General features: G+C 45.0%; 15 protein-coding genes. 10 read left to right on the top strand and 5 right to left on the bottom strand.

The annotated features are described in order from the left end of the window. Positions 1–15: 15 nt before the first annotated feature. Positions 16–2,571: a CBS domain-containing protein gene (locus NCCP2331_RS17240; protein ID WP_251671978.1), complete on the bottom strand. Its 2,556-nt coding sequence runs from the start codon at positions 2,569–2,571 to the stop codon at positions 16–18. 213 nt (positions 2,572–2,784) lie between these two features. Here NCCP2331_RS17240 and NCCP2331_RS17235 point away from each other — a divergent pair, with 213 nt between their 5' ends. Next, positions 2,785–3,405 (top strand): HutD/Ves family protein, encoded by a 621-nt coding sequence (locus NCCP2331_RS17235; RefSeq protein ID WP_251671977.1) that lies wholly within the window; start codon positions 2,785–2,787, stop codon positions 3,403–3,405. Between the two features lie 52 nt (positions 3,406–3,457). Here the strand turns inward: NCCP2331_RS17235 and NCCP2331_RS17230 are convergent, their stop codons facing one another. The 3 genes from NCCP2331_RS17230 to NCCP2331_RS17220 all read right to left on the bottom strand — a co-directional run bounded on the left by NCCP2331_RS17230 (position 3,458) and on the right by NCCP2331_RS17220 (position 4,887). Next, positions 3,458–3,841, bottom strand: a complete 384-nt coding sequence (locus tag NCCP2331_RS17230) for a hypothetical protein (protein WP_251671976.1) — start codon at positions 3,839–3,841, stop codon at positions 3,458–3,460. 198 nt (positions 3,842–4,039) lie between these two features. Then, positions 4,040–4,243 carry a hypothetical protein gene (locus NCCP2331_RS17225; RefSeq protein WP_251671975.1) on the bottom strand — a complete coding sequence of 68 codons (204 nt, stop codon included), beginning with the start codon at positions 4,241–4,243 and terminating at the stop codon, positions 4,040–4,042. Between the two features lie 92 nt (positions 4,244–4,335). Then, a complete protein-coding gene (locus NCCP2331_RS17220) occupies positions 4,336–4,887 on the bottom strand; it encodes a hypothetical protein (protein ID WP_251671974.1) in 552 nt (183 codons plus the stop codon). Positions 4,888–4,997: 110 nt separating this feature from the next. On the opposite strand from NCCP2331_RS17220, the gene NCCP2331_RS17215 reads away from it, so the two are divergent. The 3 genes from NCCP2331_RS17215 to NCCP2331_RS17205 all read left to right on the top strand — a co-directional run bounded on the left by NCCP2331_RS17215 (position 4,998) and on the right by NCCP2331_RS17205 (position 6,590). Continuing rightward, positions 4,998–5,594 (top strand): TetR/AcrR family transcriptional regulator, encoded by a 597-nt coding sequence (locus NCCP2331_RS17215; RefSeq protein WP_251671973.1) that lies wholly within the window; start codon positions 4,998–5,000, stop codon positions 5,592–5,594. A 30-nt stretch (positions 5,595–5,624) separates the two neighbouring features. Beyond that, positions 5,625–6,104 (top strand): OsmC family protein, encoded by a 480-nt coding sequence (locus NCCP2331_RS17210; protein WP_251671972.1) that lies wholly within the window; start codon positions 5,625–5,627, stop codon positions 6,102–6,104. 66 nt (positions 6,105–6,170) lie between these two features. Then, positions 6,171–6,590: a cupin domain-containing protein gene (locus tag NCCP2331_RS17205; protein WP_251671971.1), complete on the top strand. Its 420-nt coding sequence runs from the start codon at positions 6,171–6,173 to the stop codon at positions 6,588–6,590. A 484-nt stretch (positions 6,591–7,074) separates the two neighbouring features. Here the strand turns inward: NCCP2331_RS17205 and fabG are convergent, their stop codons facing one another. Next, the gene (gene fabG / locus NCCP2331_RS17200; protein WP_251671970.1) at positions 7,075–7,818 is read right to left on the bottom strand and encodes a 3-oxoacyl-ACP reductase FabG; all 744 of its coding nucleotides are present in this window, start codon (positions 7,816–7,818) and stop codon (positions 7,075–7,077) included. Between the two features lie 117 nt (positions 7,819–7,935). Here fabG and NCCP2331_RS17195 point away from each other — a divergent pair, with 117 nt between their 5' ends. The 6 genes from NCCP2331_RS17195 to NCCP2331_RS17170 all read left to right on the top strand — a co-directional run bounded on the left by NCCP2331_RS17195 (position 7,936) and on the right by NCCP2331_RS17170 (position 15,217). Continuing rightward, the gene (locus NCCP2331_RS17195; RefSeq protein WP_251671969.1) at positions 7,936–8,328 is read left to right on the top strand and encodes a hypothetical protein; all 393 of its coding nucleotides are present in this window, start codon (positions 7,936–7,938) and stop codon (positions 8,326–8,328) included. Between the two features lie 189 nt (positions 8,329–8,517). Continuing rightward, positions 8,518–10,788, top strand: a complete 2,271-nt coding sequence (locus tag NCCP2331_RS17190) for an S-layer homology domain-containing protein (protein WP_251671968.1) — start codon at positions 8,518–8,520, stop codon at positions 10,786–10,788. 107 nt (positions 10,789–10,895) lie between these two features. Next, positions 10,896–12,158: a polysaccharide deacetylase family protein gene (locus NCCP2331_RS17185; RefSeq protein WP_251671967.1), complete on the top strand. Its 1,263-nt coding sequence runs from the start codon at positions 10,896–10,898 to the stop codon at positions 12,156–12,158. A gap of 19 nt (positions 12,159–12,177) precedes the next feature. Continuing rightward, a complete protein-coding gene (locus tag NCCP2331_RS17180; RefSeq protein WP_251671966.1) occupies positions 12,178–12,675 on the top strand; it encodes a sigma-70 family RNA polymerase sigma factor in 498 nt (165 codons plus the stop codon). Then, entirely contained in the window at positions 12,672–13,745 is a 1,074-nt protein-coding gene (locus NCCP2331_RS17175; RefSeq protein ID WP_251671965.1) for a S26 family signal peptidase, read from the top strand. The genes NCCP2331_RS17180 and NCCP2331_RS17175 overlap by 4 nt, the downstream gene beginning before the upstream one ends. Before the next feature lie 113 nt (positions 13,746–13,858). Beyond that, on the top strand, positions 13,859–15,217 hold the full coding sequence (locus NCCP2331_RS17170) for an S-layer homology domain-containing protein (RefSeq protein WP_251671964.1): 1,359 nt from the start codon (positions 13,859–13,861) through the stop codon (positions 15,215–15,217). Positions 15,218–15,322: the final 105 nt, after the last annotated feature.

Raw genomic sequence — 15,322 nt, 5'->3', positions numbered from 1 at the left:
CCATGCGTTTATTTGTCATTCATTTTTACATAAGTACGTTTCCAGCCATTGATCTGCCTGTTCTTTTGAAGAGACTTCTCCATTCAACTGGCTTGCTTCGAGATTCAGCAAAAGTTCAGAAAAAAGAGGACCGGGTTTAATCCCTGCTTTCATCAAATCGGCACCTGTCAAGTATTTATTCAGGCTTCGCCTCTTCTCTAAATAGTCTCGGACTGCCTGCTGTTCTCCTGTACCCACAGCCAAAATAAACAAGATGGCTTCATCAGAATAGGCGTGTAAGAAGAAATGCAATTCACCTGCGTGCTGTGTCTGTTTCCACTTTTCATTTCCTAACAGATCTTTGATTTCTTCAATCAATTTCCGCTCCGGCTTCATCAGTGCAAATCTTTCCGCCGCGTACAATTTGGAATCGCAATAAAACGGGATTAAAAAGTAATTGAACCAGACAGGCTGTTCTTTCTCACCGTACAATTTCTGCAATGCTTCTGCAGCTGTACAGGAAGATTCCATTCGATCCGTCTTAACACCGAATTGCTGCCAGACATTCAGTTCAAAAAGACGGCGGATGACTTCCGGCGGTCTGCCTTCTTTAAACAAACGTATCATTTCCTCATTAATGCGCTGTGTTGTCAACTGTTTCATTTTGTCGATGGATTCCAAGGCCAGCTTTTCCGTCTGCCCGTCCATCGAAAATCCGAAGCGGCCTTCAAAACGAATCGCCCGGAAAATACGGGTAGGGTCCTCGACGAAACTGAGATTGTGTAGAATTTTGATTGTTTGTCTTTGTAGATCATATTGTCCGCCGAACGGGTCAATCAATTCACCGAAGGATTCTTCGTTGAGTCGGATTGCCATCGCGTTGATTGTGAAATCACGCCGCTGCAGATCATCTTCCAAGACGGATTTCTCAACTTCAGGCAAGGCGGCGGGCTGTTCATAGTACTCAAGTCTCGAAGATGTAACATCAATCGACAACCCTGTCGGATGAGTCCAAGTTGCAGTTGCGAAGCTTTCATGCTCAAGCACTACTCCGCCATAAGCTTTTTGTAACCCTCTTGCCAAATGAATTCCATCACCTTCAGCCACAATATCAATATCATCATTTGGTCTGTTCAGCAAAATATCCCGAACAATCCCGCCGATTAAATAAACTGGCATACTCATTTCACTTGCAGTTTCTCCGATTTCCTTCAGCAGCCGGCAGACATCTTCAGGCAGCTGTTTATTCATTTTTTCAGCAAGTTCTATTGCTGTCAGGCCTTCTTCGATGATTTTATCCGCAAGAACATCACTATACAGTACTTCGATAATATTGGACCTCGTCACAATTCCCACAAGTTCTCCATCTGCGATAACGGGCAGGCGTCCGATATTATGCGCAATGACAAGCTCCTGAATTTCTTCCAATGAAGTATCGGGTCCGATCGTGTAAACGCTGGTTGTCATATACGCCTTCACCGGCGCATGCCCCAGCCTATGATGATTGGCTTTATCCAGGTCCCGTCTGGTGATGAGCCCGGTTAAATGGCCATTTTCAACAATTGGATAACCTGAATGCCCGTAGCGGTACATGAGACGGCCGGCCTCTTCAATCGTTGTGTCGGGAGAGAGTGTCTTTACAGGACTGCTCATCAATTCTTTTGCAGTAATCGCAGGTTTCAGCATTAGTTGTAAATCGTCAATCAGCTGGCTGACAATTGCTTCCTTGTCACCTTTTTTTACCGTGGCCGAGCCGGCGTGCTGATGTCCGCCGCCTCCAAGCTTTTTCAAGATGGGCAGCAGCGTGATCCGTTCGGAATTGGCACGCCCTACCACAACGACTGTCGTTTTCATTTTGACGACGGCTATTGCCGCATCCGTCCCTTTTACGCCGAGCAGTTTACTCGTCAGCAAAGCGAGTCCATTTTGGAATTTTTTCAGCTCATATGTAGAAACAGCAATTTCCAGTCCATCTACTTCATGAATTTCGGTATGAGCGAGAAGGTTATCCAATAAATGCTGCTGTTCCGTTGTCAGCGTTTGTTCTGAAAAACGCTGAACTATTTCCATATTCATTCCTTGTCCCAGCAGATAGGACGCCATTTGAAAATCACGCGTTGTCGTATTGTTATACGTGAAATTCCCCGTATCCGTGTAGATGCCCAGTCCGAATAAAGACGCTTCAAACTTCGAGACAGGCAGCCCGCGTTTTTGGATCTCTTCCAATAGCAGCGTGACGGCGGCCCCGGTCAGTTCTACAACCCCTTCATCATACTGAACATCTTTTTCACCTTTCGGATGGTGATCATAGACGATAATATTCCGTGTTTTCGGATCAAAGTCCTGTGGAAGACTGCCGATCCGGGACAGTGACGCGACATCTACAATAATCATTTCCGTTACTTGTTCCCATTTGATATGCGCACTTGGAATGAAGTCAAACATGTCCCGGTAAATATTCAAAAAGCGCTGCACCCGGGTTTCCAGCTTATCGGAAATCACCAGTTGCGCTTCGGGATAGATCTTTTTTGCCGCAATCATGGAGGCAAGTGCGTCAAAGTCGGTGTTTACATGTGATATAATAATTTGCAATTACAGTTCCTCCTGTTAAATGAATGAAACGCGTAGGATATGAAATATTTTCATTCGTATTATATAGAAATATCTTCTTAGTAAAGATAGCGGATAGTTCTATTCTACAACATCTTGTTTCATTACCGGTAAAACTTTCCGACAAATTTGAAGTGCTGTCGTTGTGCCCTATACTCATGCAATTCTATAAAATGAAAAAGGAGAACAGCAGATATGTCCTATTCCGTACAACTAATTAAAAAAGAGGAGCAAATAACGAATAAATGGTCTGGCGGCGATACTACGCAGCTAGCTATTTATCCTGAAGATGCACAATATACCAAGCGGAATTTTATGTGGAGAATTAGTGCAGCCCAAGTTGAAGCAGAAGAATCTGTTTTCACACCGCTGCCTGATATAGACAGACTAATTATGGTGATCGAAGGGGAAATGACACTGCAGCATGAAGGACATCACCGCGTTCATTTAACGCCTTATGAACAGGATCGGTTCAATGGTGGATGGACTACGCGGAGTTATGGAAAAGTGCGTGATTTCAATCTCATGCTGGGAGAAGGCTGCGACGGTGAACTGGAAGCCATTACTATTGGAAAAGACAGTCATTACGAAACAGTCAGTTCAAATGCGGATAAACGTCAAATTGTTCAGGCTTTTTATTGTGTAAGCGGCCCGGTTTGTCTGCTGGTTAATGATAAGGAAGAGTTTGATGCAGAGAACGGTGATTTATTTCTGATGCACAGCGAGGATTTGGACAGGGATATTACTATCAAAGTTATCAATAAAGCTGATGTCGTCGCGAAAGTTATTAGAGCCGGTGTGGTACCGAATGACTGAACCAGAAAAATCGCTGTCCCGAGAAAAGTGGGGACAGCGATTTTTTTATTGTTTATTTTCCAGCCTTTACAGATACCAACTCGGTAATGATTTTTCCGTTGCCGGCGGTACTCTTAATTATCCCGATACCTTTAGCAAGATACTCCCGGGAGCCGTCAGAGTAACGAAGAATGACGACATTTCGGAAACTGCCGGCTTTTACTTTTATCGTTTTTGTTGTGCTCTCTACCAGGACCCGCTCTTCTTCTGTGAAACCCATCTGCGTTGTATACGTACCTTGTGTTAAAGGGTAAGGAACATGTACGAAGAGGAAGTCTGAACTGGATACCCCCATGATCAGCCCATATTGATCTTCAATATATGTGAAGCTGGACAATTCGGGATAAACTGGGTTCTTCTTATTGTATAAAAAAGTGTACTCATCTTCTTTTTCCACATAGAATGTCTCCCTCTTATCTTCGAGAAAAGATGGTGAATAGGTGAGGATTAATCCATTCACAGGTGTCAATCCCTTTGTGACAGTGGCGGGTGCAGCGTTTTTCTTGGATAATGCCGATGTATACACATAACCTTTAGATTTTCCGGCTTGGATATATGACCATCCATTTGAGGAAGATAAGACGGTTACACTTGATTAGTTTTGAACAGTACCCAGCTTATCGGCATGTTGAGCTGGACTTGCACGCAGAAAGATATCACCCTTTGCATTTACATACATTTCTGTTGTCTGTGCTGCCGAAGCAGTTTGTGATGGTACTGTGCAGAAGATGCCAAGTAACAACAGCAGCATGATCGATACGAGTTTTCTGATTTCCTTCACTCCTATTAATTGTCCCATACATGTAAGTCTATGCAGTTAGCCGCATTACGAGAACAAGTTTCAGAAATTAAAACAACAAAACAAAAGCCGATTCGCAATGAATGGGCTTTTCACATAGGTCTTTTCACTTTTTCAGCACGCGGCCAGATAAAATAAGAAAGAGAGATCCCGACGTCAATGGCTGCAACCAAAGCCCAAAGTTTCAGCATCTGCAACAAAGCCTCCGTTTTATCGGCATCTGCAACAAAATAAATCATCCCCGCAAGAAAAGCGCCTCCGATTATAAATGCCAGCACATGCTGCAGGGAACCTTTCAAGGAATGCCGCGCATGCGCATAGCCCGTTTTCTTTTGGGGTTTTGTGCCCTGTTTCTTAATGTAACAAAGAAAGCGTTCGTCAGCCCACTGAATCATGCTTTTACCAAATGCGACGGAGATTCCCAGATAAATTGCAGCAATGGCATGAACTTGGGTCGCCGTGGCGCCATTGTACATATCTGTAGCGGTTACGATAATCAATAGCAGGTCAATGACTGGAGTCAAGGCCAGAAAAAACAATCCAAGGCGTTTTTTATTGAAGAAATAACGCGTAATAAGTCCCGTCAAGATGACCACCCAAAAGCCTATTTCACAGGCAACAATCGTCCAAGCAATGAAATTCATCCTATCACCTCTTTATTTAATACAGTTGTATTGTTTTTATTATCGTATCACGGCAAACCTTTCAATACAACTGTATTGTTATAAAACAAATTGTAGACTATACTAGTCATATGGCAAAACAAGTAAATTATGAAGAGCGTAAAGAATTAATTGCACGGGCGATGTGGCGTGTCATTTTGGATAAAGGGATGGAAGGGGCGTCAGTACGGAATATTGCGGAGGAGGCAGGGCTCTCGCTTGGAGCGCTGCGTCATTATTTTTCGACCCAGGATGACTTGCTGGTCTATGCAATGACGCTCGTGCAGAAAAGAGCGACTGCCCGAATTGAAGCAGTTGCCAGACAAAAATTGCCGCCAAAAGAAATGGTACTGGCGGTGCTTTACGAGATTGTGCCGCTGAATGAAGAAACGCGGGCAGAGATGGAAGTCTGGTTTGCTTTCATTGCGTATGTGAATCATCGAAAAGAGGAGCTGCCGATACCGGATGACAGTATTCGGGAGGGGGCTCAAAAAGTGATAGATTATTTGAATGGATCAGCTATATTAAAAGACAGCCTTGATTTGGATCTGGAAGTGGAGCGACTCTATTCATTAATCGACGGAATTGCGATCCATGCACTGCTGGAACCTGAGCGGCTTGATGCGGAAAGGGTTCGGAAAACCATTCGATATCATATTGAATCGCTGTGCATTCCGGCGCAATATTAAGAAGCTATACCCAAACTGGAGGAAATGCATATGAGCAGAGTAGAAATCATGATGGAAATGAAGAAAAAGATAGAAGAAAATCCTTCCTTGGCAATCAGCGAGTGGCAAGGGATTTGTAAATATGTGGTAGGTGAGCTCGTTTCATTGGAAGTGAAAGATCTGCAGGAAATGAACTTCAAAGGTTTGCTGAAGCCTGGAGAAGAGCGCGTGATGCCGGTTGAACTCATGGTCGCTGCCGCAGCCAGCAGTTTTGGCGTAATCTTTCATATGGAAGCTTTCAATCAGGGAATCACAGTGGATTCCGCAGAAGTGGTCTTTTACGGGACTGTCAACAAGGCGGAATACTTGGGAATCAAAGAAGGCAACAGCGGGATAACGAAGCCGATGATTACTTTGAAGGTGCATTCATCTGCATATAAAGGAAAGGTAGCCGAAGTCGCAGCCATTGCGGCAGAGCGCTCGCCGATTCTCTCCAGTCTGAATGAACGCGTAAAGCTCCATATCATATAATTTCCGTATAAATGTTTAGAGACCTCTTTTTAAGAGAATTGTATACATATAGGAGGTCGATATATTATGACAATTGATTACAAGGATCACGGAAAAGAACCTTATGTGCTGAACATTGAGGAAGCTACTTTGAAAAATGAAAATTTCCGTACAACGATTTGGACGGGTGATAAAATTCAGGTGACCGTCATGAGTATTCAGCCGAATGATGATGTCGGTCTGGAGATCCATCATGGAATTGAGCAATTTCTGCGTGTGGAAGAAGGCGAAGGGCTTTGTCAGATGGGACCGAAAGAGGATCAGTTGGATTTCGAGCGCAAAGTCTCCGATGATGACGTCATTATCGTTCCGGCAGATACGTGGCACAACATTACGAATACGGGCGATAAGCCGTTAAAACTGTATTCCATCTACGGAACGCCTGATCATGTAAAAGGCACGGTGCATAAAACGCATCAGGACGCAGAAAATGATCCGAATGAATAACGTTCTTTCGGAAGCAGTGCAATCTGCACAAAATAGAAACGGCCCCAAAAGTCGAGCGAGAAGACTTTTGGGGCCGCTTTTTATGTAGCGGGAATAAGGGAGAAACTTCTGCTGTGCCAAGCAGAAAATTGCTGCGCAACTTTCTGCAATTTGTTGATCATTCAATACGGGATTGTGATCATAGACTCCGCATGCACGCTCATAGCGCCCGGCCAACTGCTCATACAGTCCCCGCGCGTGATCATAGCATTCGCAAACTTGATCATATTGTCCCGCGGGTGATCATAGCGCAATTTTTATTCGTCGTGGAATCTTGATGGCTACCCCCCGCGCGCCAAAACACCGCTCAACCGCGCGAAAGCCGTCGTTGCGCGCACCAAAGTCGACTGTCCGCGCGCGTAAGTCAAGTTTTGCCGCACCAAAACACCTCTGCTGCGCACCAAAAGCCGGCCGCAGCGCACGTTTCATGACATTTCGCAAAAGTCTACACCATCAAAAACCCGCCGCTGACGCTAATACATTCTCCGTTGACGAAACTCGAATCATCGGAGGCCAGGAAAGAAACAACCGACGCCACTTCCGCGGGATCTCCCATGCGGGCTGCCGGTGTCAGCATTGTAGCCATTCGTTTGACATCTTCCGGCAGATCTCTTGTCATGTCGGTATTAATTCGTCCTGGAGCAATCGCATTCACGGTAATCTGCTTGCTGCCATTTTCTTTAGCCAGCGTTCTCGTCAATCCGATGACGCCGGCTTTGGACGCGCTGTAATTGGCCTGTCCCATATTGCCCCAGCTGGAAGAGGAGGAAACGTTGACGATTTTTCCGTACTGCTGATTGCGCATGCCGGGGATTACGGCCTGGCAAGTGTAGAACATGCTGTTTAGATTCACATCTATGACCGAATTCCATTGCTCCGCCGTCATCTTATGGAAGAAGGAATCCCTTGTGATGCCCGCGTTATTCACCAAAATATCAACCCTGCCGAACTGCTCATAGATGGCAGAAAATGTTTCTTTTACTTCGGCGGCATCCGCCACGTTGCACTTCCAGACACGGGCTCTTTCCCCAGAACCATCCAGTTCTATAGCTGTTTGTTCAAGTTTCTCTAAATTCACATCCAACATGGCGACCGAAGCGCCGTCTGCCAGCAGCCGCTCTGCAATTTTCTCGCCGATCCCCTGAGCCGCCCCCGTAACGATTGCCACTTTATTCGATAATTTACCCATCTTCCACACTCCTTGTTATATTAATAGAATAGTAAGGTAACTTTACCATAAATGAATGGTGATTCATACTGATTAAATATTTCCGTGTGGTGTATAATTTCAATAGGAGATGATAAAATGACCATCAGCAGAAAAGTTTATTTACAGAAAATCATTACATTGCACGAGCGGCTGATTATTGCTTCAGAGGAATACGAAAATATTTCTGAGGAATTCATTCAGCAGGGGAATTTGGATATTCCTTCAATGAAGGAGCAGTGGCTGAAGAAAGTCGTAGAATTTAAGCAAATTAATACGGAGATGAACGGCCTGGAAATTCCTGCTGCGTTTGAAAAAGAAGGCGGCGCACTGAAGGAAGCATACGAAATCTACGTCAGCTGTGTGGAAGAAAAAACGCAGAAATTCAGTGTGGAAACGATGGAAAGCGGTGAACTGGACGCCATTCAGGAGGCAGAAGTGCAGGCGGCTGAAGAAATGGAAGAGTTGATGGAAGCGATGTTTGAAAAGTGAAATTATAAGAGCAAAGACTGCAGATAAACCTTCACAGAGTTTGTCTGCAGTTTTTTGTCGTTTTCGAGCTTTCAAAAAAGTTGAAACTAATTCCGGATATTTCCGTCTGTACGTTGCCTAATTGAAAACAGGAGGAAAAACACCCGTTTATGTACTTCTGAATATGAAAGGCATCGGAGTGGATTTTATATGTTGGGAATCTTATTCAAAAAAATGCGGAGTCTTCTTTTCATCATCTTGCTATTTACTTTACTCATATTCATCGGACTGCCCCGTCTGAATTTCGGTGCAGAATTTCAAACACAGCGTTTTTCGGATATAGACAACACATTTTGGGCAAAAGAGGAAGTTACCCGGCTGGCGGAAGAGGGAATCATCACGGGTTATCCTGACCTTCAATTTAGACCAAACATCAACATTACACGCGGGCAGGCAGCTAATTTATTGGCCAATGCATTAAACATGCCAGAAACGCCATATCAGCCTGTATTTAAAGACGTCACACCAAAATCTGCCTATTTACGCGGAGCGATGGCCATGTATCAGGAAAACATATTTACCGGAAAACCGGACGGCACATTTGGAGCTGGCGATCTCCTGACACGTGAGCAAATGGCGAGTGTCATCGTCCGGGCATTTGACTTACAAGATACGGGGGCCGCTGCCATCTTTAAAGATGACCGGACAATCAGTGTTTCTCACAAAGATAATGTGAAAATCCTGCAACAGCATGGAATTACCACGGGGAAAGCGGATGGGTCATTTGATCCGAAGGCGCCAGTAACGAGAGGGACGTTCGCAGTATTCATACATAGGGCAATGATTCAATCGGGCGCATTGGCGGAGAGAAAAGCCGTTACGTTCCATGAAACAGAAACGATTGGAGAATTTGATTTCATTTCAGATACTGAACAATTTATAGAATTGCCGCTGGCTGACGACCGTAAAACGTATCTGCGTTCCGACCAATCTTTACAACTGCTGACAAAACAAACGCAATCCTACCCGCATGCAACAGATCAAATATACAAATATGGTGTGGGCTGGCTGGAATCCGTTATGTTGACGGTAACCAAACGAGAGCTGCCGAACGGTGATTATTTCTTTTTCGCCGAATTGCGAAATCCGCAGGCTGTTCCGGTGCGGGCGGATCTAATCCAAATTGAAGAAGGGGTAACGTCAAGTACACTTGAGTCATTTGATAAATATCCCATGAAAAAAGAAACGGATGAAACGTTTGGGGCTGATTTGACGACGGTTCCAGCCGGTATGCTTGACACAGCAGCAGAAGAGGGTACGAGTCAGGAAATGATCGGAAAATCCTATCGTTCCCGTGAATTAGAGATGAAGTACGCTCAAGGCGCATCAAGCCATACCCGTGAATTGCTGGATGAAAAGGATGTGTACAGCAGTATTTTATTAGGAACTACGCGTGTCTCTGTAGTTGAATTGGCTTCACAGGGCCGGGATATCATCGATCAATGGACTTTGTCTTCTGCCAATAAGCTGTTTTCGACAAATGAACGCAGAGACGCCTGGATGCATGAATCGGTCATGAACTATAAAAAACGGAATAATTGGTATACTGCTGCGGGTGCTTTCAATAAAATGGCCGTCACCATCGAGCCGATGCCCGCTTCAGGAAACGGCTACGGCCGCAACTTATTATTAATGAAAGAAGACCGCGTCATGCTGCTGTACAACGAGACAAAGGAACGCTACTACGAAGATCTGCTGCATAATTCCTTCACCAATTTAGCGAATTTCAGAGTAAATAATACGTTTTGGGAAACGGAAGTGACCAGTACCTACCTAAAGGACTTATATGACTTCACCGCCCCCTTTGTAGATACCCGTTTTAATGAGCAGATTGCGCTGTTTCTTTATGAAGGCGGAAAGGCTTTTGGACATTCAGATTACAATGAAGGTTTACGAAACTATGCCGACTTGCTCGTTCAGCAGAAAGAGCTGGGAAATGTCACCGCAGTGAGTTCAGATGCCTATTATATTCCCGATTACTTCCCGGTGGAACAGAAAGTGCGCACGCATACTTCCATGAATCATCTGCTCGGCGGGATGAATATTCTTTTATTGGCCTATCAGGAGTTTGGAGAACCTGTCTATTTGGAGACAGCCAGTGCGATTGAGCAAGCGATTCAGCTGGAAGAGAAGGCGTGGATCAGGGATGACGGAGACATCTGGTATAAACGTGCACCTGACGGGGAGTTTGCCGGCAGAGACTATACACATTTAACACTGGAAGATTTAATTTACTCCTATGAAAACTGGCTGGCTGCAGATAAGACAAAATCAGCTGTATTTGAGCGGATGATTCGTTCAAAAGCCGGCTATATGAATGAAAACAGAAAAGGGTATACTGTGAAGATTAAAGAAGGTTTGGAACGAATCCATATGTCCGGCTTGCTGCCCGCGGGAATAGAGCATACCGACGCACTGTGACGCAAAACGTCAGTAATTCTCCGTTGGATAAATATTTATGAAAGAGTTGAAACTTTTTCTGGATATCTCCGTCTGTACGGTGCCTGAATGAAAGCGGAGGTAGGAGAATGAAGAGAATTATAATTGGGGTGCTGATACTTGGGGGATTATTTTTATGGTCTGCGGGCAACGGACTGCTGCAGGAACTGCCGTTTACACAGCACGGGAAAGCTTTTGCACAGCTGATCCAAAATGAATCAAAAACAGAGTTTGAGAACGTATTGACATTGCAGGAACGACAGCCGATGTATATGAGAGAAACCGGATTCGTGAAGATCGGAGAACTGGAAGCCGGTCAGCCGGTTGCGATTATGGGCGAGGATGAAGATTATTACGAACTGCGTTTGGGGAAAATGTCTGCGTATGTCCGCAAAGGGCAGGCAAATGTTGAAAAACGGAAGCTGCAAACCGTTAAAAATAGCGAGCGGCTCGGTGCAGTTAAAACGAATCGTCAGACGATTGTCTATGAAAAAGCAGACCTGCAAAGTGACATATTGATACAGCTGGAAGATGGCTATCGTTATCCCGTCGTACAGGAGCAGGGGGATTGGTATATCATCAAAATCGGGGAACGCCCGGGATACATACATAAGCAGTCCGTTGAATTTGATGAAGGGCTGCCAGTGCTTGTATACCATCAGGTGCTGCCGCGTGATTTGATGACTACCGAATTAAGCACGGTTTCATTGGAAAGTTTTGAACGTCAGATGAACTATTTGGCGGAACATCATTTTACTGCACTGACGTCCCGTGAACTCTATGATTATTTGGAGGGACGGCTTGTGGTACCGGACGAAGCAATTGTTATCACATTTGATGATGGGTTATTATCATCAAAAGAATATGCCTATCCAGTTTTGAAGCAATATGGATTTACCGCTCTTCACCATATTATATCCTCGCGCCTGGATAGAGGGCATCATGTGCCGACGTTTGCCGGCGGGGAATTACTGAAATATGTCAACGCTGATGATTTGATTGAGATGAAAGATGTGTTTAAATTTGAAGCGCATACCGATGATCTGCATCAACTGAACAGTGACCGGCAAGGTCTTGCTCTGCACCGTATGAAAGAAGAAATCGTGGCGGATCTGCAAAATAATCTGAAGTTTGTCCCAGGGTCGGTTTCATTGGCCTATCCATATGGACAATATAATGAAGAATTTGTTGCAGCGGCGAAAGAAGTCGGATTATTAATCGGCTTTACAACCACCGAAGGATATGCAAATATGGATAAGTCGAATTATGAAGTGAACCGATTTGGCATAACCGAAAAAAGGTCATTTGAAGATTTTGCTGCGTATGTAGACGGGGATATGACATGGCCATAGAAGAGAGTGATTTTCGCACATGAATGAAATAGATCAACTGATGAATGAGCATTCGCGTTATTTAGTGCGCATCGCTTATTTATACGTGAAGAATTGGTCGACGGCGGAGGATATCGTGCAGGAGGTATTCGTTACGTACTTTCAGAAGAGTGACCAATTCCGAAATGAAGCTTCATTGAAAACCTATTTGACCAAAATGACAGCCAATCGCTCAAAAGATTATCTTCGCTCCTGGAAGCATAAAAAAGATGTCGTGTTTGAAACGATTTTCACTTCTACTAAAGGAGCGGATGAAATCGTGATTGAACAGGAACGTCTGGCTTCATTGGAGAAAAATCTGTTCAAGCTGCCGCTGAACTACCGGGAGCCGTTAATTCTATTTTATTATGACGAGCAGTCCATAGCGGAAATAGCCGATTATTTACAGCTTAATGAAAACACCGTGAAAACCAGGCTGCGACGGGCTAAACAGCAGATGAAAGGGTTTTTTGAAGAAGAGGAGGTGGTGAACCAGTGAGTGATTTTAAACATAAACTCGATCAGATGATGGGCGATACATCAGAGCAGGAACGCCGGATTAAACAGCGTGTACGGGATGAATTGCAATCATCAGACAGGAAGCGTTCATGGCCTGTCCTGTTTGTCAGCGCGGCAATTCCCGTCGTTGCTCTGTTGCTTTTCCTTACCATCGGGCCTTTAAATCAGCTTTCTTCTGACGAAGGCCGGGGTACGCCATATGACCCGCTGGATGATTTGGCGGAAATTTCAGCGCTGCAGAAAAAACAGCAGCTGTCTTCGGTGGATTATGAGAAGTTTGCCGAACTGCCGCATTTTGAGAAAGTGGACGGGTTGTATTATGTGGATCAAGAAGGATTTTCATTGAAAGGAAGTTCCGATTCGTATCATACAGTGATTGAGCGCCAAGCGAATTTATATGACGAGGTAGTCTATAAAGCTGGAGATATCGTACGCACGATGACCAATACATCGAGTCACTTGCCGACTTACGCGGATGCCTATTATGAGGTAATTGCGGTGCCGGGAGACCGTGTCGTTCTGAAAGACGGACAGCTGAAGATCAATGGGAAGCTTCAGAAGTCCGATATTATGGAGCGCTACGAAAAAATGGGAGTCAAGATCGCAGGAGGCTATGATCAGCTGCTGAATGCGCGAGAATACTTTTTGCTGAATCATTTCCCGGCAAGTGAAACGATACAGGGAGCGACGATTACACCTGTCCATAAGATTTATGGGAAAGTGGCCGGCGTTGCTTCAGAGGGAAGCAGTGATTCCATTTATTTGGATTATTTATCAGGGGATCTGCGTAGTGAGTACTCGCCTGAACAAATGTTTGATTTGTATTTATATGATCAGCTGCTAGGCGAAAACAAACTTCCGGGGTCAGAAGAGCTGGCGCAATCGAGTCGGATAGCGGAGCTGTTTCTGGAAGCAGCCTACCGGACCGAGACAGCTATTTCAGCTGATCAAGTAGAAATCCGGTATCAATATGGACGGCAGGGTGTCGCGGAGCATGTGTTCAAAATGGGAATGAACACGAATTCCGGACACTGGCAACTGGAAGACTGATAGACGATGGGACCGGGCCGGCATCAAAAGCCGTCAACCAACCGCTCGCGATATAGATTAGCCGGTCTGGTTTCTAAGTTGAATTGGAGAAATGACTAGAGGAGGTAAGTATATTGAAAAATAAACTGGCCGTCGTATTGCTGGCTGCACTGCTCGTTTTTTCAGCTGGGCCATTTGAGGCGCAGGCTGCAAAACAATTTTCAGGTATAGACATGCACTGGGCAAAGAATGAAATCATGTATTTGTCCGAGCGGAATATCATTGGAGGCTATCCAGACGGCTCGTTCAAACCGAACCAGCCGATTACCAGAGCACAGGCATCGGCTATGCTTATTAAGGCTTTGAAGATTCCTCTGACGGAAAATACATCCGTTCAGTTTAAAGACGTTGCGAAAACCTCTCCATACTACCAGATTCTCGCAACGGTCAATGAAAAGGGAATCATGCGCGGAGATAACGGATTCATGCGACCGGGCGAACAAACTTCACGGGCTCAGATGGCCGCCATCCTGCGCCGGGCGTACGATATGCCGCTCGACAAACAGCCGACATTCATAGATGTCACACCAGCGCACTGGGCATACCAGGACATTAACGGAATCGCGAAACAGCGGATTGCGGGCGGTTCGAAAGGCAAGTATATGCCGTCGGAATCTGTCACACGTGCACAGTTCTCGGCATTTCTTGTTCGTGCGATGGATGATTCGATGAAACTCAGCGACTATCATTCGTATGTCAGTCAGAAGGGTAAAACAGTCGAACAGAATGGCTCGATGTACACGGTAGCTTCCGGTGAGCATCCATATAAACTGATCAAAAAGAATAGGAAAAGCGGAGCGGAAGAAGTCGTCATGAGTACGTATGACGCTCCAAGGGATGATACATTTCAAGTATTCTTGCTCCCTGGCTTCCAGCTGGTTTTGTATAATGAGGATATTTTCATTCCTTATTGGTATTCTGTCGGTGAGATGAGTGAGCTGCCAATTTCTTACGGTCTGATGAAAATTACAACTACCGGGCAGAACCTGACACTCATGAAACAGCCTTCCGGATTTACGTTCCGCAATATGTTTATCTGGAACGACCGGATTTTCTATACGAATGAAAAAAATAAAGAGCGCTATTTTGATAACACTTTCAATCCTGATAAGTGGCTGGATGATCCGCTTGTGCTTTATTCGGCGGCAATGGACGGCACAGATCAGAGAGAGGAATACTCTTTTGAAGCACGTGTGATTTTTGATGATGTAAGATTTTCTCCTAAGCATGCTCAAGTGAGTCAAAATAACAGCTCGGTGCTGTTTGACCATTCCACGATGTATTATTTTAATAAAAGAGGCGTTTACAAGTACAGCCTGCTGGATGATAAGACGAGCAGGGTTTTAAATGTAACTGCAAAAGACATGAAAGTTACCGACACGCAGTTAATCGTAACGGATTCCCATGGGAAGAAGCATGTGCTGAAGAAATAGGAGGATTGGTGCGGCAGAAGGCTTGCTAGGTGCGCAGTCTCTCTGGTTTGGCGCGCTGCAGCGAGGTAAATGTGCGGCGACCGGCATGTTTGGTTCGGTGCGGGA

Origin of the sequence: Sporosarcina sp. NCCP-2331 (genome assembly GCF_023707945.1) — a bacterium.
In the GTDB taxonomy this organism is placed as follows: domain Bacteria; phylum Bacillota; class Bacilli; order Bacillales_A; family Planococcaceae; genus Sporosarcina; species Sporosarcina cascadiensis.
The sequence above is the reverse complement of the archived record's forward strand: the minus strand, read 5'-3'. Positions and strand labels throughout refer to the sequence as shown.